The sequence below is a fragment of the Cellvibrio mixtus subsp. mixtus J3-8 genome, from assembly GCF_000766945.1.
Lineage (GTDB): Bacteria > Pseudomonadota > Gammaproteobacteria > Pseudomonadales > Cellvibrionaceae > Cellvibrio > Cellvibrio mixtus_A.
On the sequence record NZ_KN266213.1, the window covers coordinates 91,975 to 110,877 of the forward strand.

General features: G+C 47.6%; 16 protein-coding genes. 2 read left to right on the forward strand and 14 right to left on the reverse strand.

Annotated elements, in window-relative coordinates; genetic code table 11:
- Window positions 1–25: 25 nt before the first annotated feature.
- The 14 genes from purF to leuC form a co-directional block, all read right to left on the reverse strand.
- The gene (gene purF, locus A596_RS18760) at window positions 26–1,555 is read right to left on the reverse strand and encodes an amidophosphoribosyltransferase (RefSeq protein WP_039917692.1); all 1,530 of its coding nucleotides are present in this window, start codon (window positions 1,553–1,555) and stop codon (window positions 26–28) included.
- A gap of 52 nt (window positions 1,556–1,607) precedes the next feature.
- The gene (locus A596_RS18765; protein ID WP_039917694.1) at window positions 1,608–2,129 is read right to left on the reverse strand and encodes a CvpA family protein; all 522 of its coding nucleotides are present in this window, start codon (window positions 2,127–2,129) and stop codon (window positions 1,608–1,610) included.
- 75 nt (window positions 2,130–2,204) lie between these two features.
- Window positions 2,205–2,837: an SPOR domain-containing protein gene (locus tag A596_RS18770; protein WP_039917696.1), complete on the reverse strand. Its 633-nt coding sequence runs from the start codon at window positions 2,835–2,837 to the stop codon at window positions 2,205–2,207.
- 66 nt (window positions 2,838–2,903) lie between these two features.
- Window positions 2,904–4,190, reverse strand: a complete 1,287-nt coding sequence (gene folC / locus A596_RS18775; RefSeq protein WP_039917698.1) for a bifunctional tetrahydrofolate synthase/dihydrofolate synthase — start codon at window positions 4,188–4,190, stop codon at window positions 2,904–2,906.
- Window positions 4,191–4,199: 9 nt separating this feature from the next.
- Window positions 4,200–5,060 carry an acetyl-CoA carboxylase, carboxyltransferase subunit beta gene (accD, locus tag A596_RS18780; RefSeq protein ID WP_039917701.1) on the reverse strand — a complete coding sequence of 287 codons (861 nt, stop codon included), beginning with the start codon at window positions 5,058–5,060 and terminating at the stop codon, window positions 4,200–4,202.
- A 118-nt stretch (window positions 5,061–5,178) separates the two neighbouring features.
- On the reverse strand, window positions 5,179–5,988 hold the full coding sequence (gene trpA, locus A596_RS18785; RefSeq protein WP_039917703.1) for a tryptophan synthase subunit alpha: 810 nt from the start codon (window positions 5,986–5,988) through the stop codon (window positions 5,179–5,181).
- Between the two features lie 69 nt (window positions 5,989–6,057).
- Window positions 6,058–7,269 (reverse strand): tryptophan synthase subunit beta, encoded by a 1,212-nt coding sequence (trpB, locus tag A596_RS18790; RefSeq protein ID WP_039917706.1) that lies wholly within the window; start codon window positions 7,267–7,269, stop codon window positions 6,058–6,060.
- 33 nt (window positions 7,270–7,302) lie between these two features.
- Window positions 7,303–7,929: a phosphoribosylanthranilate isomerase gene (locus A596_RS18795; protein ID WP_039917708.1), complete on the reverse strand. Its 627-nt coding sequence runs from the start codon at window positions 7,927–7,929 to the stop codon at window positions 7,303–7,305.
- A 135-nt stretch (window positions 7,930–8,064) separates the two neighbouring features.
- Entirely contained in the window at window positions 8,065–8,964 is a 900-nt protein-coding gene (gene truA / locus A596_RS18800) for a tRNA pseudouridine(38-40) synthase TruA (RefSeq protein WP_084128636.1), read from the reverse strand.
- Window positions 8,965–9,048: 84 nt separating this feature from the next.
- Window positions 9,049–12,327 carry a FimV/HubP family polar landmark protein gene (locus A596_RS18805; protein ID WP_039917710.1) on the reverse strand — a complete coding sequence of 1,093 codons (3,279 nt, stop codon included), beginning with the start codon at window positions 12,325–12,327 and terminating at the stop codon, window positions 9,049–9,051.
- Between the two features lie 350 nt (window positions 12,328–12,677).
- Window positions 12,678–13,784 carry an aspartate-semialdehyde dehydrogenase gene (gene asd / locus A596_RS18810; protein ID WP_039917714.1) on the reverse strand — a complete coding sequence of 369 codons (1,107 nt, stop codon included), beginning with the start codon at window positions 13,782–13,784 and terminating at the stop codon, window positions 12,678–12,680.
- Window positions 13,785–13,833: 49 nt separating this feature from the next.
- On the reverse strand, window positions 13,834–14,913 hold the full coding sequence (leuB, locus tag A596_RS18815; RefSeq protein WP_039917717.1) for a 3-isopropylmalate dehydrogenase: 1,080 nt from the start codon (window positions 14,911–14,913) through the stop codon (window positions 13,834–13,836).
- Window positions 14,914–14,939: 26 nt separating this feature from the next.
- Window positions 14,940–15,587 (reverse strand): 3-isopropylmalate dehydratase small subunit, encoded by a 648-nt coding sequence (gene leuD / locus A596_RS18820; RefSeq protein ID WP_039917719.1) that lies wholly within the window; start codon window positions 15,585–15,587, stop codon window positions 14,940–14,942.
- A 12-nt stretch (window positions 15,588–15,599) separates the two neighbouring features.
- A complete protein-coding gene (gene leuC, locus A596_RS18825) occupies window positions 15,600–17,018 on the reverse strand; it encodes a 3-isopropylmalate dehydratase large subunit (protein ID WP_039917722.1) in 1,419 nt (472 codons plus the stop codon).
- Between the two features lie 155 nt (window positions 17,019–17,173).
- Here leuC and A596_RS18830 point away from each other — a divergent pair, with 155 nt between their 5' ends.
- Together A596_RS18830 and A596_RS18835 are read left to right on the forward strand one after the other, a co-directional pair.
- On the forward strand, window positions 17,174–18,088 hold the full coding sequence (locus tag A596_RS18830; protein ID WP_039917726.1) for a LysR family transcriptional regulator: 915 nt from the start codon (window positions 17,174–17,176) through the stop codon (window positions 18,086–18,088).
- Window positions 18,089–18,142: 54 nt separating this feature from the next.
- Window positions 18,143–18,895, forward strand: coding sequence for a TIGR04219 family outer membrane beta-barrel protein (locus A596_RS18835; RefSeq protein WP_039917729.1), 753 nt, complete (start codon window positions 18,143–18,145; stop codon window positions 18,893–18,895).
- The last annotated feature ends 8 nt before the right edge of the window (window positions 18,896–18,903 follow it).

An 18,903-nucleotide genomic window follows, 5' to 3' on the forward strand; every position in this document is an offset into this window, starting at 1 on the left:
AAACATTCACCAAAATCTTTAACCATTAGCCGCGCGCTGCGCCATTATGCAAACCTATAGGTAACTCCATTTGCTTGACGCTTTTTTTGCCAGACTTGGCACTGTCATTACGCGCAGCAGCAACTTTATCCAGATATTCCTGAGTCACATCACCCGCACAATATTCACCATTAAAAACCGCGCAATCAAATTCGGTAACTCTATTATTTCCTTCTGCTGATGCTGCAACCAAATCTTCAAGATCCTGATAGATCAACCAATCAGCACCAATTTCCTTGCACACTTCCTCATCGCTACGGCCATGTGCAATCAACTCTGCCGTAGTCGGCATATCAATACCGTATACGTTAGGATATTTCACTGCCGGTGCGGCTGAGGCGAAATATACTTTCTTCGCACCTACATCGCGCACCATCTGGATTATTTGCTGGCAAGTAGTACCACGAACGATAGAGTCGTCGACCAATAGCACAACTTTATCCCTGAACTCCAATTCGATTGGATTCAGTTTCTGACGCACTGATTTTTTACGCTGCTGCTGGCCGGGCATGATAAATGTGCGCCCAATGTAGCGATTTTTTACCAGCCCTTCGCGAAATTTCACACCCAGTTTTTGTGCTAGCGCCTGACCTGCGACGCGACTGGTATCCGGGATTGGAATCACTACATCGATATCATGATCAGGGCGTTCACGCAGGATTTTTTCAGCGAGCTTTTCGCCTTGACGCAAGCGCGCCTTATAAACCGAAATGCCATCCATAATTGAATCCGGGCGAGCAAAATAAACGTGCTCAAAAATGCATGGGCTCAAACGCGGGTTTTGTGCACATTGGCGACGATGCAATTCACCTTCTTCGGTAATGTATACAGCTTCGCCAGGCGCAACGTCGTCAATTAATTCAAAACCAAGTACATCCAGCGCAACACTTTCGGATGCCACCATATATTCAACACCACCTTCTTCTGCATTACGTTTGCCGTATACCAGGGGGCGGATACCATTCGGATCACGAAATGCAACCAAACCATAATTTGCAATCAGCGCTACGACCGAATATCCACCGGTAACACGTTTGTGCACACCGGCAACAGCGGCAAACATATCTTCCGCCGTGGGGCTTAATTTGCCTTGTAATTGCAATTCATGTGCGAACACGTTTAACAACACTTCGGAATCCGAATCGGTGTTTACGTGGCGCAAATCCATTTTAAAAATATCTTCGCTGAGCTTGTCAGCGTTGGTCAGATTGCCGTTATGCGCCATCGCAATACCATAGGGCGAATTCACATAAAAAGGTTGCGCAAGTGCCGGCCCCGAGCTACCCGCCGTTGGGTAACGAACATGGCCAATCCCCATATTGCCCAGCAAACGCTGCATGTGGCGAGTCCTGAAAACATCCTGCACCAACCCATTGGCTTTTTGCTGGCTCATGCGGCCGTTTTCACAGGTGACCATACCGGCGGCATCCTGACCACGGTGTTGCAAAATGGTTAACGCATCGTAAATCTGCACATTCACATCGCGCTTACTCACAATACCTACAATGCCGCACATAAACTTGCCTCAATAACTTTGAACAAAATTAATAACGAAATAATCTGTTAACTCACACCGACCGGGCCGGCTCTACGCTGCCGAAAAGCGTTTGAACCCATTGACTGACATCATCATAAGCTTCAACGACCCAGCCTTCGCAGGATTGAAAATGGGGGATCAGTTGTGCTTGCAACCACCAGTCGTCTTCATTAACAGGGATAAATCCGGGTAATAAAATCAAAATTGCCATCACGATAATAAAGGCGCGTACCGCGCCGAATACCATGCCAAGCAAGCGATCCGTGCCAGACAGGCCGGTCGCACGTACCAATGCACTTACCAAATAACTGATCATTGCACCGAATAATAATGTTGCAATAAATAATACAGCGTAGGCCGTCATTAAACGAACGGAGGGAGTTTCAATATGGTCAACCAGCAGGGTTTCAAGCTGGCCACCGAATAATCTGGCCACCAGTACGGCGGAAATCCAGATCACCAGCGAGAGCGCTTCGCGCACAAAGCCGCGAATCAAACCGATAAAACAGGACAGGGAAAAGATCCCGATAATGGCCCAATCAGCCCAATTCATTCGCCCGACCGCTCCGGAAGAAAAGTGAGAGGTTTACAGAGGCGCGCATTCTACCAGAGGCGAGGCGTTATGGCTTCATGGTTTGAAGGGTAAAACCAGTGAATTCACTTTAAGGCGCTTGTCCAATTGCGATTTAATCGCAAGTGCCTGGGCTTTATCCTGCTTTGGGCCAATAAATACGCGATATATACTCCCATTTGCAGAAGGTACTGCGCGTACATAGGCCTTATGGCCTTCCGCTTGCAGTTGGTCGCGCAATTTATTGGCCCCTTCCTGCGCACTAAGGCTGGCAACCTGGATAACCCATGCATCAGGCAAACCCTGGGCATTTAAAGGTAATTGGGGAACCTGATCGGATTTTGCCCCCGCCACACTTGCAACTGAAGAAGCTTGCGCTTGTGAGCTGGCAACTATCTTCTGCCCCTGCAGAGGCTCGACACTCTCAGCAGGAGGTACGGGTAATTCGCTAACCGCCGCATCGCCGCTATCCGGAACAAACATTGTTTCCGGCGCAGGTGCCGACTCAACCCCCTCCGGTTGCGCAGGCTCATTAAAATCTACCGCCGTAATACTTGGGCGCCCGGGGATTTGTGATTCAGTATTTACTTGGTATTGTTGGCGGTCTTTAAAAAAACTGGGCAAGAACAATACTGCAATTGCAGCTAACACTGCTGCACCAATCAAGCGATGTTTTACAGATTCTCTCACCTGAAACCTCTGCACCGTTTATCAAACAGGTTAATAAAAACGATTATTATTTTTCCGGAGTGCCATTTAGGTTACCGGTATAGCCAAGGCCTGCAAACCGGCAGCCACGGTGTAAAAGGAGCCACATATCAGGATACGGTCACCGGGATTAGAGCTACCTAAAGCGGCTTGCAAACATTCAGCAACACTCCCGGAGAACTCGGGTTCAACATTTAAATCTGCTAGATTTTGACGCAGCTGTTCAAGAGTTGCAGCACGTGGAATAAATTCCAAATTCGCCAAATACCAGTGATTAATCCGCCCTTTTAAATTTGCCAGGCTCTGGGCGCGATCCTTATCTGACATCATCGCCACAATTCCATAAACACTGGATGAAGGAGATGCATTTTGCACAAGGCGCTCAACTAAATATGCTGTTGCAGCAGGATTGTGTGCAACGTCCAAAATAACTTGCCGGTCATTCCATTGAATTGTTTGAAAGCGGCCAGGAACACGTAACGCAGCAACGCAATCAAATGCATTTAGTGCGGGCAAACTTAACCCCAACAGATGCACAACTTGCAATGCAGCTGCAACACTGGGCAAAGGTAACTGCGGCAATGGTTGATCGAGAAACTCTCGCGCACCGCTCCACCAATTCCAATGCTCTGCATTAACTTGCATAAATCCAAAATCACGGCTGATTAAATACAATGGCGCAGCTAATGCCATCGCATGATCAAGAACAGTTTTGGGAGGAGCAAAATCCGCACAGATAACTGGCTTGCCTGCACGCATAATGCCGGCTTTTTCATAGCCAATCGAGTCACGGTTATCACCCAGCCAATCAATGTGATCCAACGCAATGCTGGTAATTACTGCGACATCTGCATCAATAATATTGACCGCATCCAGGCGCCCGCCCAAACCTACTTCGAGCACTAAAACAGCGACATTACGACGGCGAAAAATTTCCAGCGCCGCCAAGGTGCCATATTCAAAATAAGTAAGGCTGATAGGTTGCGGATATTCAGGTGAAATTTGCTGGCACGCCAAATAAATTGCAGCAAATGCAGAGCAAATTTCGTCATCAGCAACAGGCTTTCCATCAACAACAATACGCTCGTTGTAATGGATTAAATGGGGAGATGTGTAAACACCGACTGAATAGCCTGCTGAAGAAAGCAGTGCTGCCGTTGCCGTAACACAGGAGCCTTTGCCATTGGTCCCGGCAACAGTAATAACTTTTGCATTCGGATTTCGCAATGTCATCCGCGCGGCGACACAGGCAACCCGCTCCAAACCCAGGTCAATTTCCTGCGGATGGTTTTGCTCTAACCATTCCAGCCACGCCGATAACGAATCAAGCCGCATACTTACTAATTACACCGCCGCTTTACGGGTAAATTTCGCTAATAATGAGGCAAGTTTATCGCGCATATCGCGACGATGAATAATCATATCGATAGCACCGTGCTCCAACAAAAATTCTGCTCGCTGGAAACCTTTTGGCAATTTTTGTCGAATGGTTTGTTCAATAATGCTTGGGCCGGCAAAACCGGCGCGTGAACCTGGTTCGCAAATATTCAAATCACCCAGCAATGCAAGGCTCGCAGAAACACCGCCATAAACCGGATCCGTCATTACAGAGATGTAAGGCGTACCTTGCATCTTCAAACGTTCAATTACCGCGCTGGTTTTCGCCATTTGCATTAGCGAAATTAACGCCTCTTGCATACGCGCACCGCCAGTAGCGGAGAAACAAACAAAGGGAATATTTTCTTTCAATGCGATAGTTGCGGCACGTGTAAAACGCTCACCTACCACATAACCCATGGAGCCGCCGTGAAAGGCAAATTCAAATGCGACAGCAACTATCGGCATGCCTTTTAACTCACCACGCATAGCAACCAGTGCATCTTTTTCGCCGGTTTCTTTTTGCGCTGCGGTCAAACGATCTTTGTATTTTTTTACGTCTTTAAATTTCAAGCGATCAATTGGTTCAACTTCAGTTGCCAGTTCCTGGCGATTCTGCGGATCAAGAAACATATTCAAGCGTGCACGCGCACCAACCCGCATGTGATGATCGCACTTGGGGCAAACATCCAGCGTTTTTTCCATTTCCGGCTTATACAGTACAGCATCACACTTGACACATTTTTCCCACAAACCTTCAGGAACCTTGTTACTACGTTTGGTTTCAGTGCGGGAAATACTCGGAATAATTTTATCTAACCAACTCATGGTTGCATCTCTGTATTTTGTTTCAAGTTAGTTGACTGTTCAGATCAGTAACGAACAACCAGGATTAAAATTGTATTCAACCAAATAAAAATTTATTTAGCCAAGTTTGAAATTGTAATTAGAGGGTATCTATGGCTTTGCGGATGCCGCTGATAATATCCCCAACAGATGCTGCAATTTCTTCTGCTGTTTTATCAGCTTGCGCGCCCATTTTATCAACCAACACACTACCAACAACTACACCATCAGCCAGACCGGCTACCGCTTTTGCAGTTTCAGGATCTTTAATACCAAAACCAACACAAACCGGCAAATCCGTTAATTTGCCGAATTCAGCCAATTTGGTTTTAACCGCATCAACATCCAAATGCCCTGCACCTGTTACGCCTTTAAGCGAAACGTAGTAAAGAAAACCGGATGCGTGGGCGGCAATTTTTTGGGCGCGCTCAACAGTAGTGGTTGGTGCAAGCAAGAAAATATTATCAAGGCCATTTGCGTCGAGCTCTGCCTTCAGCACAGCGACTTCTTCAGGCGGCAAATCGACTGTTAATAAACCGTCAACACCCGCATTTGCGGCAGCCTTGGCAAACTCCGCATAACCAAAACGTTCCACGGGGTTTGCATAACCCATCAATACAACTGGAGTAGTGTTATTGGTTGCGCGAAATTGTTTAACAATTTCCAATGTGCCATTCAAACTGGTGCCGTGCTCAAGCGCGCGCTCATGGCCTTTTTGAATCACCGGGCCTTCTGCCATTGGATCTGAAAAAGGCACACCCAATTCAATAACATCAACACCTTGCTCCACCATTGCATGCAATGTGGGTAAGGTTGCTTGCGGAAATGGATCGCCATTCACCACATAGGCGACGAGAATTTTTTTGCCTGAGGCCTTGGCCTGGTTCAAGCGCTGGGAAATACGACTCATCGATCATTCCTGAAATAACTGTCAACGATGTGACATTAAAAATAAATTTGGTTTTGTTAAAAGATTTTATTAAACGGTAATACCGTCCAAACCTGCCACCGTCAAAATATCTTTATCACCACGACCGGAAAGGTTCGCAATAATAATTTGATCTTTGCTCATGGTCGGGGCCAATTTTTCAACGTAAGCCAGGGCGTGACTTGATTCCAGCGCAGGCATAATACCTTCGGTTTTGGTCACTTTACGGAACGCAGCCAGGGCTTCGTCATCGTTGATTGCTACATAATTTACGCGGCCAATATCTTTTAACCAGGAATGCTCGGGGCCAACACCGGGGTAGTCCAGACCAGCCGATACTGAATGAGTTTCAATGATCTGGCCGTTTTCATCTTCCATCAAATAGGTGCGATTGCCATGCAATACACCGGGAATTCCTTTATTTAATGGAGCCGCATGTTTGCCGGTTTCAATACCCAGACCACCCGCTTCAACGCCGTACATTTTTACCGATTCATCGGTAAGGAATGGATGGAACAGGCCAATGGCGTTGGAGCCACCACCAACGCAAGCTACCAGTGCATCAGGCAAGCGACCTGCTTGCTCCAATGATTGACGCCGGGCTTCACGACCAATAATTGATTGGAAATCGCGCACTAATTGCGGGTAAGGATGCGGGCCGGCAACGGTACCGATAATGTAGAAAGTATCATCCACATTGGTAGCCCAATCGCGCATGGCTTCGTTCATCGCATCTTTCAAGGTGCGGGAGCCGGACGTTACCGGAAATACTTCTGCGCCCAGTAATTTCATGCGATATACGTTCAGTGCCTGACGTTTGACATCTTCAGCGCCCATATAAACGCGGCATTTTAAACCAAGGCGAGCGGCAACAGTCGCGGTGGCAACACCGTGTTGCCCTGCACCGGTTTCAGCGATTACACGGGATTTGCCGGTAAATTTCGCCAACAACGCCTGGCCAATAGTGTTATTAACCTTATGGGCACCGGTGTGATTGAGGTCTTCACGTTTTAAATAAATTTGCGCACCACCCAGTTCGCGGGTCCAGCGCTCAGCGAGGTAAAGGGGGGATGGACGGCCAACATAATGGGCCATGTCCTTATCGAATTCAGCCTGGAAACCCGGATCATCTTTCAAGCGCGAATAAATGGACTGAAGTTCATCGAGCGCGTAAATCAATGTCTCGGACACAAAACGGCCACCGTAAGGGCCAAAATGACCTTCCTCATTGGGGAAAGCACTGTAATCAATCGACTGACTCACCGTTAAATCACCTGTAGTAAGCCGGTAGCACCATTAAATCCGGGCTGACCGGGCATTAGTAATAAAAGATTTGATTTGGTTGTGATCTTTTTTTCCGGGCGCTGATTCTACACCACCACTGACATCAACCCCATAGACACCGGTTTTACGAATAGCTTCCGCAACATTTTCGGATGTCAAACCACCAGCAAGTACAATTGGTGCTTTGGAGTTACGAGGAACCCTGCCCCAATCAAATGTTTCTCCCGTGCCCCCGGGAACACCCGGGCGATATGCGTCAAGCAAAAATCCAGAAGCATTCGGATGAGCAGCGATAGCAGCTGCAATATCCAAATCCGGTCGCATGCGAATAGCTTTTATATATGGGCGTTGAAAGCTTTCACAAAAAACAGCCGCCTCATCACCATGGAATTGCAATAACTGAACAGGAACTCCGGCAACTACCGATTCCACCAACGATGCAGGAGGATCTACAAATAAAGCAGTCACACTGATAAAGGGGCCAGCAGCAAAGGCAACCGCCCGTGCTTGCTCAATATTAACGGCGCGAGGGCTTGCTTCGTAAAACACCAATCCCAAGGCATGTGCGCCGGCATCAACAACTGCTCGAGCATCCTCTATATTGGTAATACCGCAAATTTTAACTCTTACGCCGGACACGCCGAAATGCTCCTGTCAGCCTCATAAAATATAAAAACGACCGCACAAACAGGGTCGCTTTTAAAAATCAGGCGGGGATATTAACAGACTTCACAGCGAAAAACCGCATAAAGACCAAGCACAAAAATCAAGCAATTACAGCTCTGCCGCAAAGCCTCCTATCGGCTCGGGAAAATATAAAGGCCCGGGAAAACACGCAGGTAAAACAAAATCTTGTGGATAATCAACGTTAACGAGATACAAACCAAAGGGTTTTGCTGTTACGCCACCAGCACTGCGATCACGCGCAGCAAGAACTTCGGCAACCCACTCAGGCGGCTTGTCACCCGCTCCTACTGTCAGCAAAACACCAACAATATTGCGCACCATATGATGGAGAAATGCATTGGCCTGCACCTCTAACACAATAAGATCGCCACGCCTGGCCAGATGCAGATACTCGATTTTCCGTACCGGACTTTTTGCCTGGCATTGGGTAGCGCGAAAGGAGGTAAAGTCATGCTGCCCCACTAAATGTGCAGCAGCTTTACGCATAAGTGATACATCCAGCGGACGCGATGACCAGGTCACCTGATCATGCAATAACGCAGATGGCGTCTTCGCATCGCTCAACAAATAGCGATAGGTGCGATTCAGCGCACTGAAGCGCGCATGAAACTGCGGAGTAACTTCTTTAGCCCAACGTACACCAACCGCATCTGGCAAGTGCGGACGAGTACCCCGCAACCAGGCTTTTTCCGGGCGTACCGCCAGCGTATCAAAATGAATTACCTGATTAGTCGCATGGACACCAGCATCGGTGCGACCAGCACAGACCAGCGTAATTTCTTCATCAGCCACTTTCGATAACGCATATTCCAACGCTTGCTGTACAGTTTTAACGCCGCTGGGCTGCACCTGAAAACCATGGAAATCTGCCCCTTTGTACTCAATACCCAAGGCAATCCTGTGCATACCTTCGGGCCAAGGCGTGTCCGCGACAATTTCGCCATTCCGGGCATAAGGTTTTGAGGTAGGAATAAAGTTTTCGCTCATGAACAACAAACATCCAACAATTCAGGGCATAAAATAAAAAAGCCTTGTACCAGAGGTACAAGGCTTTGGTAAGCAAAATAATAATTAAACTATGCGGCCGAGCAACTCATTCGCCTCTTTCCGCTGGTCATCATTACCCTCATTGATAACTTCGGAGAGAATGTCTTTCGCGCCTTCAGCATCGCCCATATCGATATACGCACGGGCCAAATCCAGTTTCGTTGCCGCCTCATCAGCATCCGCCAGGAAATCCAGTTCAGAATCCATATCATCATCTGATAAATCAGCCAATGCCGCCTCATCACTGGAAAACTCGTTCAAATCAAGGTCATCAGAACCTGCCGAGAAATCGGATAATGCCTGTGAAAATAAATCTTCATCGTGATGATCCTCCGCAACCAATTCCGGAGAAACCGGCTCCTCCTGGGCAACTATCGCTTCAGGCGCGGAAGGGATTTCATCATCCAACTCCAGATCAACACTGGTATCAGCAAGATTACTCTCAGCTAACGCAGGCTCTTCAATACTGAAATCCAACTCCTGATCATCAAGGGATGCACTATCGGAATCCAGATCACTGAGTTCAAGATCAAGATCTGCCAATTCATTAGCAGGTTCGGAACTACGATCAAAATCCAACAGCTCGCCTGAACTTCCGTCCAACACCAAATCAGTATCATTTGAGAAATCAGCTGCGAGTTCGGAATCCAGACCGGCAATATCATCATCGTCCAGATCAAAATTAACTGCGTTATCGGCGTTATCGAGTGCATCAGTCAAATTCAAACCCGATGATGAAAGATCATCCAATTGCAAATCATCATCAAGATCCAACCCAAGCTCAGCCTGATCTTTGGCAATTTCCTGCGCGGCAAATTCAGAGATGCTGGCAGAATCAGCTTCTAAAGCATCGTCATCAAAATCGACATCAAGGCTCTTCATTTCATGATCAAGCGCCGCCAGATCAATGTCATCGACATTCATATCGAGGTTAAAATCGTCCGCCGCAACATCGAGTGACTCTGGCGCATCAGCAACTACCGGAGCACTTGATGGCTCATCTATTAACGCAACGGCTTCATCATCCAGCACCAGATCCTCATCCAATGCAAGATCATCATCCAGATCAAAATTAAACTCATCTTCAATTGCTGCAGTTGCAGGCTCTACATCCTCTGTTGGTAATACGTTGCTATCCAGATCATCCAATGCAAGGGAAAGCTCGGATAAATCATCCGCCTGGGTATTAGCCAAATCGGAGTCATCCAAATCGAGATCAAATTCATTTGTCGATGACTCAGCCACAACCGGTTGATTCGGCTCTTCATCATCCAGATCTAACGCAAAGTCAAAGTCACCCGGTTCATAGGGAGCAGGTGCAGGCGATTGCTCGGGAATTGACAAATCATCGTCCAAATCAAAATCATCAAGTGCAAATTCTTCTGATGCCGGAGCACCAGTATCAAATTCACCGGCGCCGGAAATACCTGAACGTAACTCGGATGCCCGCGCCAGAACTGCTGCGCCAGCCAACGGCAAAAGCGCTGCATAGTGCTTGTCAAAACCGGATACGTTTTGCTGCTGCGCGTAAACCTCCAGCAATTTCATGCGAATATCGGTTGACTCAGGGTCTTTCTTCAATGCATTAAGCAACATCTCTTCGGCTTGATCCAACTTGCCGTAAGCAATGTAAATGTCAGCCTCACCCACAACATCGCTGGTTTCAGCAACAGCTGATGCAGGCTGGTCCTCTGCAAATAATGATGATTCATTGATATCAGCAAAATTGTCCGGGACATCTACCGGCTCATCTATTTGACCGGGTGTTTCATCGAATGCAAAAACATCTTCCTGTTCAAACTCTTGCTGTTCGTTTTCCTGCTGCTTGCGACGGCGGTAAACGGCATAGCCAACACCAGCCAAACCTAAAACGCCAAGACCGATCCAGGGAGCATTTTCAATTGCCGTAGCAACCAAATCTGGCTCGGGTTCAGGTGTTGGCGTAGTCGCTGGCTTTGGCTGAGCAGCTGGTTTGGTTGCAGGTTTAGGAGGAACAGCTGCCGCCGCACTTGAAGCAACAACACTGTTATCCACAGCACTTTCAGTGGCAACAACCGGAGCTTCGACAGGTGCGGTAGTCACAGGAGCTGGGGTTACAGGAGCCGGGGTTGCAGGAGCCGGGGTTGCAGGAGCTGTAGCACCCTTACCTTCATTTTTTTGCTCGGCAGCGATTTGGAGTGCGCGTAATTTTTCATTGCTGACATCAACCAACTTCTGCATGGTTTCAATTTGCGATTCCAGATCTTTCACGCGAGAACTCAGCTCGGTGTTTTCAGCTTTGGACTTATCCAGCTCTTCCAGGGTAGTCGCCAGCTCGGACTCCAATGCCTTGCCAGAACCGTCATTCGCGCCGCTGCCCTTTCCTGCTCCGCTACCTGTAGAAGGAGCAGCCAGCTTAACGCGACCACTTACCGCTGTAGACTCAGCGGGTGCAGTACTTGTACGACGGGAAGCATTGATTTGCGCACCCAATGCAGAATCACCACTGGCAGATGCAAACTGGCTGACAGCTTCAGATTTGCTCAATGATTTCATTTCATTCGCATCGGGAACACGCAATACCTGGCCGCGACGTAACCGATTAATATTGCCAGCAATAAACGCATCAGGATTGGCCTTGTACAAAGCCATCATACTTTGGTGAACAGAAACACTGGAGTCAGGGCGAGCGCGCAGCGCTATTTCCCAGAGTGTGTCATTGCCACGAACTTCATAATCATTGCCACTCAGTTTAGGCTTTGGGCTGGCACCGCCTGAACCGGACGAGGCTCTGGCCGCTGGAGCTCTCTGGGCTGGGGATGTAGTCGGGGATGCAGTTTGGGTAGTGGATTGGGATGGCTGTGCCGTTGAGCGTGGAGTCGAAACAGGTGCCGACTGGACGGCACGGGTTGCCCCATCCTCTTCAAAGGTTGGCAAGTCCATCAACAAGGTATATTCGCGCAACAAACGACCCGCAGTCCAACGCGCCTCAATCAGGAAGTTCAGGTAAGGCTCGCGCACCGGATTGCGTGAGGTAATCAATACTTTGGGTCCATCTGCCGCTTCAAGGTCTACCGTAAATTGGAATTCAGTGTAGAAAAACAAACGATCAACGCCATTACGCTCAAAATCTGCCGGTGAGGCTAAAGTCACCAGGATCTGTTCAGCTGTAAGATCGCGCGTATCAAGCAACTTTACCTCAGCCTCCAGAGGCTGGTTCAGCGTTGACTTGAGCTTAACCTCACCTAGCCCCAATGCGCTCACATGAGATGAGAGCGCCAGAGACGCGAGACCACAGGCTAAAACCAACTGACGAAGACGCATAGCGCTATCCTTTTATTATTCCACGGCTGAATTGCAATGATTAGCCAGACATTTTAGTTGATATACACAGCATCGACCTGAAGGGGTACGCTGCTTTAAGAGGCTTAAAACCTCGAATAAATATTCAGTATCCTTCGTAAGTATTCATTATAAATAGGTTTTTATCAATACTCGGGGTCTTGACAAAGCTGTCATTAAACCGTTTTTTTAAAGCGTTGATACCAGCTTTTGGCAAAAATGTGAAAAAAGCCTGACATTTAAATCCTTATTTATTACCAAAAAGGTTATATAAAGCAAAAACCCCGGGCTTTTAGGCCCGGGGTTTTTAGATAAAACAAAATAAAAACCGCTTATTTTGATTCTTTCAGGATGCGCAGCATACGGCGTAATGGTTCCGCAGCACCCCACAATAATTGATCACCAATCACAAAGGCCGATACATACTCCGGCCCCATATTCAGCTTACGCACACGACCAACACCAATTTTCAAACCACCAGTGATAGAGGCTGGTGTCAGTTCTTGCTCAGTGATGCTGCGATCATTAGGCACAAATTTCACCCAGTCATTACCTGACTTGATAATGGATTCAATTTCCTCAAGCGGAAGGTCTTTCTTGAGTTTGACGGTTAGCGCCAGGCTGTGGCAACGCATCGCACCGATACGAACACACAAACCATCCACCGGAATAGTGCTGTCGGTGCCTAGAATTTTGTTAACTTCAGCCTGACCTTTCCATTCTTCTTTAGATTGGCCGTTATCCAATTGCTTGTCGATCCAGGGGATCAAACCACCAGCCAGCGGGGCAGGGAAAAACTCACGTGGCACATCATTGCGAATGGTGTTAGCAACTTTTCTATCGATATCCAAAATGGCTGATGCCGGTGTTGCCAACTCATCGGCTACCGCGTTATGAATTACACCCATGCCTTTCAACAATTCGCGCATGTGATTTGCACCACCACCCGACGCCGCCTGATAGGTCATAGAGCTAACCCACTCCACCAAACCGGCATGGAACAGACCACCCATTCCCATCAGCATGATAGAGTTGGTGCAATTACCGCCGATGAAGTTTTTAACCCCTTTTTGCAGGGCGCTATCTATAAGGCCGCGATTAACCGGGTCGAGGATAATGACAGCATTATCTTCCATACGCAGGCTGGAAGCTGCATCAATCCAGTAACCATTCCACCCGGAAGAGCGCAGCTTCGGGAAAATTTCATTCGTGTAATCGCCACCCTGACAGGTCACAATTACATCCAGTTGTTTCAGATCATCTACAGAATAAGCATCTTTCAATGCAGGCAAACCAGCCGCAACTGCTGGCGCAGCACCACCCACGTTGGAAGTGGTGAAAAATACGGGCTCGATATCGGCAAAATCATTCTCTGATTGCATACGCTCCATTAATACGGAACCAACCATGCCGCGCCAACCTACAAAACCTACTTTCATCTCAGTCTCTCTTTCATTCAAAAGCTAATTAATCCAGCCAGCGCTGCAACTATGCATTCAAAGCCGCAACAACAGCATCGCCCATTTGCGAGGTAGATACTTTGGTCTTACCTTCCGTATAAATATCGGCAGTGCGGAAACCCTGATCCAGCACACTGCCAACTGCCACTTCAATCGCATCCGCAACCTGCGGATAGCCGAGCGAATAACGCAACATCATGGATACCGACAAAATAGTCGCAAGCGGGTTTGCGATACCCTGCCCGGCGATGTCCGGGGCCGAACCATGACATGGCTCGTACATACCACGGCCATCTTTATCCAGCGAGGCCGATGGCAGCATACCAATTGAGCCGGTCAACATAGCCGCCGCGTCGGACAAAATATCACCAAACATATTGCCAGTCACCAACACATCGAATTGTTTCGGCGCACGCACCAGTTGCATAGCGGCATTATCCACATACATATGTGACAACTCTACGTCCGGATACTCTTTATGCAATGTATCCATCACTTCGCGCCAGAGCATGGTTGCTTCCAGCACGTTAGCCTTATCCACCGAGCAGACCTTACCATTACGCTTGCGCGCCATCTCAAATGCGGTACGGCCAATACGGATAATCTCGCTCTCCGAATATTTGTAAGTGTTGTAACCTTCGCGTTCACCATTCTCGAGTACGCGAATACCGCGCGGCTCACCAAAATAGATACCACCAGCCAATTCACGAACTATCAAAATATCGAGACCTGAAACCACTTCAGGTTTCAATGAAGATGCATCTACCAATTGGGGATATAACAGTGCCGGGCGCAGGTTCGCATACAAGCCCAATTGCGAACGAATTTTCAACAAGCCTTTTTCCGGGCGAATTGCACGATCCAACTTGTCCCATTTGGGGCCACCAACTGCGCCTAACAAAATCGCATCGGCTTTGCGTGCTTTTTCCAAGGTTGAATCTGCCAGAGGGACGCCATAAGCATCAATCGCACAACCACCCATGTGATCGTTTTCAAACGTCAAGCCAAGATCAAATTTCGCATTAACAACATCAAGCACCTTGCGCGCTTCACGTACGATTTCAGGACCTATACCGTCGCCTTCCAGAATTAAAATATGTTTACCCACAAGCATTCTCCAAATTTTAAAAATTCTTATTTTACTACATCAAATAACCAGGGAGCTTCAGCGCGACGCCGGGTTTCATAAGCACGGATTTTATCGGCGTGCTCAAGGGTTAAACCAATATCGTCCAAACCATTTAACAAGCAGTGCTTACGAAATGCATCGATTTCAAATCCAAAACTGTCACCAGATGGTGTAGTTACCGTTTGCGCAGCAAGGTCAACCGTTAATTGATAACCTTCCGTTGCGTACATTTCTTTAAATAACCTATCAACAATCTCTTCGCTCAAAATGATAGGTAACAAACCATTTTTGAAACAGTTGTTAAAGAAAATGTCGGCAAAGCTCGGCGCAATTACACTGCGAAAACCGTAATCATCCAATGCCCATGGAGCATGCTCACGACTTGAACCACAACCAAAATTTTCACGCGCCAGTAAAATGCTGGCATCTTTATAACGCGGAAAGTTCAGTGGAAACCCGGTATTAATCGGGCGACCTTCGCAGCTTTGGTCCGGCTTGCCTTCGTCGAGATAACGCAATTCATCAAATAAATTTTTACCAAAACCCGTGCGCTTGATGGACTTCAAAAACTGTTTCGGGATGATCATATCAGTGTCGACATTTGCACGATCCATAGGAGCCGCAATGCCTTGTATAACAGTAAAACTTTTCATGGGCGTCTCCTCTTAATTGAAAGTGCGAACATCGACAAAATGGCCTGCAATTGCTGCAGCAGCTGCCATCGCAGGGCTCACCAGGTGAGTGCGACCACCGTACCCCTGGCGACCTTCAAAGTTGCGGTTAGACGTTGAAGCACAGTGCTCACCTGCCCCGAGCTTGTCAGCATTCATGGCAAGGCACATAGAGCAACCGGGCTCGCGCCATTCCAATCCTGCCGCGATAAAAATCTTATCCAAACCTTCCGCTTCAGCTTGCGCTTTTACTGCACCGGAGCCGGGAACAACAATTGCCTCTTTAACAGAACCGGCCTTTTGGCGCCCCCTAACAACTTCTGCCGCAGCGCGAATATCTTCAATACGGGAATTGGTGCAAGAACCAATAAACACGCGATCCACATGAATAGAAGTAATCGGTTGGTTCGCCTCCAACCCCATATATTGCAACGCACGAATCATATCGTTGCGTTTTACCGGATCGATTTCACTCGCGGGATCAGGCACCTTGTCCTCGACCGAAACCACCATTTCCGGTGAAGTGCCCCAGCTAACCTGCGGCTTGATATCGGCACCATTTATTTCAACGACCGAATCAAAATGGGCACCGTCATCACTGACAAAGTTTTTCCATTCCGCAACCGCCTTCTCCCATAAATCACCTTTGGGAGCGAAAGTTCTGCCTTTTACATAATCGATAGTGGTTTGATCAACAGCGACCATACCCGCGCGTGCGCCGGCTTCAATCGCCATATTGCACACGGTCATGCGACCTTCCATGCTCATCTCGCGAAATACCTGGCCACCAAACTCCATTGCATAACCGGTACCGCCAGCGGTACCGATTTTGGCGATGATAGCGAGCACCACATCTTTTGGCGTTACGCCAAGGCCAAGCTTTCCATCAACCTTAATCAACATATTCTTCATTTTTTTTGCGACCAGGCATTGGGTAGCCATTACATGCTCTACTTCGCTGGTACCAATACCGTGCGCTAATGATCCCAATGCGCCGTTAGTGGCTGTATGGGAGTCACCGCACACCACCGTCATACCGGGCAAACAGGCCCCGGTTTCCGGTCCCACTACATGCACAATACCCTGGCGCTCATCATTGATTTTGAATTCGAGGATACCGAATTCATCACAGTTATCATCCAGCGTTTTTACCTGGATTAATGACACCGGGTCCTGAATACCACTTACCCCATGGGCACGTTCTTTCCGGGTAGTAGGTACGTTGTGATCCGGGGTGGCGAGGATCGAGTCCACACGCCAGGGCTTGCGTCCTGCCATACGCAGACCATCAAACGCCTGGGGCGACGTCACTTCGTGAACGATGTGGCGATCTATATAGATAAGTGCAGAGCCATCGTCACTTTGGTGGACGAGGTGGGCATCCCACAATTTGTCATAAAGCGTTTTAGCCATGGTGATCTCCAATAAGGCAGCTAGGGCCCGACTCACAAGGTTGCGATGAAACTAATAATAAGAATAGCGCCATGCTACGCCCGGCAAATCCATAAAACAAATTTATCTTTTTTATATATTGCATTCCATTCAGGAATAGTCTAAATATTCAACGAATGGATACACAACACTTACAGGCATTTGTCGCCATCGCTGAAAACGGGTCTTTCTCTGCTGCTGCGGAGCGGCTGCACCTGACACAACCGGCGATTAGCAAACGTATTGCCTTGTTGGAGGAGCAACTCAAGGTACCTTTATTTGACCGGATAGGCCGGCAAGTCGCACTAACCCAGGCTGGTCAGGTCTTATTAAGCAAAGCAAAACTAATCTTGGGGGAGGTAATAGCGGCACAACGGGCCATTGCAGACTTACAGGGAGATATTCAAGGCAAGCTGAGCATTGCTACTAGCCACCATGTAGGGCTGCACTATTTACCACCCTATTTGCGTGAATTTTCAACGCGCTACCCCCAAGTGAAGCTGGACTTACATTTTTTAGATTCGGAGCAGGCATACCATGAAATCTTACAAGGCAGATTCGACCTCGCCATTATTACGCTCGCGCTTTCGCAAGACGCACGACTCCAAAGCCACACCCTCTGGCACGACCAACTCCACTTCGTCGTCGCGCCCTCTCACCCCCTCGCAACCCATGGCAATACAACGCAATCGCATCTTCACCTGGCCGATTTAAGCCAATTCCAGGCAATAATGCCGGACACCAACACTTACACAACCCAACTCATAAAAAATTTGTTTGACGATGAACGCTTACCGCTGGATATCGGCATGATTTCCAACCATCTCGATACAATTAAAATGCTGCTTAGCATTAATCTTGGTTGGGGGGTATTGCCGCGCAAAATCATTGACGAACAATTGCAAATATTAAATGTAGATCACCCGCCAATCATGCGCCCATTGGGTTGCATTCATCATAATCAGCGCACATTAAATAATGCAGCACGTGTTTTTTTAACCTTGCTTCAGGGCGATGACATTTCTGCGAAACATTTAGTGGGCAATCTATAAAAATTTCGGCACACTTGTCATTACAAAACCCACTTAATGTCACAGGAAAACTTTATGCGACACATAACGCAAACAGGAAAAATTTCTTTTGTCGCCTTGACGTTGGCTTTCTGCCAACACGCAAGTGCAGATACCGTATTTGGAATTTATGCTGGTGCCGGCAGCTGGCAAAGCGAATATTCAGGCTCAGCAGGTGACCCAAAAGTCAGCGCAGATGATTTGGGAATGAAAGATAACAACAATAATTTTTATTATATTGCCATTGAACATCCAGTTCCCTTTTTACCCAACCTCAAAGTACAACAAAACAATATCACCAGCGATCAAACCGGCACTATCAATAACAATTTCAGCATTGATAATGTTGTTTTCCCGGCAGGCACCAGCGTAAAGACTGATTTTGATTTGAGTTCCACAGATGCATCACTTTATTACGAGTTTCTCGACAACTGGCTAAACCTTGATCTCGGCATAACATTAAGAAAATATTCGGGGCACTTAAAAGCCGAAGCGCTCACACTGCGTGATGAAATTGATGTGGACGCAACTGTGCCACTGATTTATGGAAAATTTCAATTTGATTTGCCACTCACTGGTTTCTCTGCGGGCATTGAGGGAAATTTTATTAGTTACGATGGCAACAACTTGCATGATTACAATGCAAAAATCAGCTACATGTTTGATTCAGCACTGGATCTCGGACTTGAGGTTGGTTATCGCACAATGAAAATTGATATCAATGAAGATGATGTAACAACAAATCTGGAGCTGAAAGGTCCTTACGCTGCAGCGGTATTTCATTTCTAACATAAAAA

Coding starts and splice junctions, on each gene's coding strand:
- trpA (WP_039917703.1), bottom strand. CDS start 5,988: ATGAGTCGTATTTCCCAGCGCTTGAACCAGGCCAAGGCCTCAGGCAAA.
- A596_RS18765 (WP_039917694.1), bottom strand. CDS start 2,129: ATGAATTGGGCTGATTGGGCCATTATCGGGATCTTTTCCCTGTCCTGT.
- truA (WP_084128636.1), bottom strand. CDS start 8,964: ATGAGCGAAAACTTTATTCCTACCTCAAAACCTTATGCCCGGAATGGC.
- A596_RS18835 (WP_039917729.1), top strand. CDS start 18,143: ATGCGACACATAACGCAAACAGGAAAAATTTCTTTTGTCGCCTTGACG.
- A596_RS18830 (WP_039917726.1), top strand. CDS start 17,174: ATGGATACACAACACTTACAGGCATTTGTCGCCATCGCTGAAAACGGG.
- A596_RS18805 (WP_039917710.1), bottom strand. CDS start 12,327: ATGCGTCTTCGTCAGTTGGTTTTAGCCTGTGGTCTCGCGTCTCTGGCG.
- asd (WP_039917714.1), bottom strand. CDS start 13,784: ATGAAAGTAGGTTTTGTAGGTTGGCGCGGCATGGTTGGTTCCGTATTA.
- folC (WP_039917698.1), bottom strand. CDS start 4,190: ATGCGGCTTGATTCGTTATCGGCGTGGCTGGAATGGTTAGAGCAAAAC.
- accD (WP_039917701.1), bottom strand. CDS start 5,060: ATGAGTTGGTTAGATAAAATTATTCCGAGTATTTCCCGCACTGAAACC.
- leuC (WP_039917722.1), bottom strand. CDS start 17,018: ATGGCTAAAACGCTTTATGACAAATTGTGGGATGCCCACCTCGTCCAC.
- purF (WP_039917692.1), bottom strand. CDS start 1,555: ATGTGCGGCATTGTAGGTATTGTGAGTAAGCGCGATGTGAATGTGCAG.
- leuD (WP_039917719.1), bottom strand. CDS start 15,587: ATGAAAAGTTTTACTGTTATACAAGGCATTGCGGCTCCTATGGATCGT.